This window comes from Streptococcus sp. HMSC067H01, from assembly GCF_001814775.1.
Taxonomy (GTDB): Bacteria; Bacillota; Bacilli; order Lactobacillales; family Streptococcaceae; genus Streptococcus.
In genome coordinates this window covers 1-608 of the sequence record NZ_KV817812.1, presented here as the reverse complement: position 1 = coordinate 608, position 608 = coordinate 1, and the positions used below count along the sequence as shown (strand labels likewise).

General features: G+C 42.1%; 1 pseudogene. It reads left to right on the top strand.

Annotated elements, in window-relative coordinates:
• Window positions 1-608 (top strand): annotated as a pseudogene (locus tag HMPREF2987_RS11085) (hypothetical protein); the annotation flags it as partial.

Genomic DNA, 608 nt, shown 5'->3' with positions numbered 1-608 from the left:
AAGGTAGCTGACGAAGTTAAGAAAGCAAACCCAACCGTAACTGACGTTAAGGTTGACGAAGATGGTGCAACAACAGTCACTTACCCAGATGGTACCACAGCCGTTATCCCAGGCGATAAGACGGTTAAGAAATCAGCGGATAAGGAACTTAAGGACCCAACAGTAACCCCGGTTGCAGATCCAAGTAACTTGACTGATGCAGAAAAAGCTAAGGTAGCTGACGAAGTTAAGAAAACTAATCCAACTGTAACAGATGTAACGGTAGGTAATGACGGTACAGCCACAGTCACATATCCAGATGGCACCACAGCTGTCATCCCATCAGATAAAACAGTTAAGAAATCATCTGATAAAGTCATTAAGGATCCAGTGGTAACTCCAGTTGTAAATCAAAGTAATTTAACTGAGGCGGAGAAAGTTAAAGTAACTGACGAAGTTAAGAAAGCTAATCCAACTGTAACAGATGTAACAGTAGGTAATGACGGTACAGCCACAGTCACATATCCAGACGGAACAACAGCCGTTATTCCATCAGATAAGACAGTTAAGGAATTAGCGGATAAGGAACTTAAGGATCCAACAGTAACACCAGTTACAGATCCAAGCAA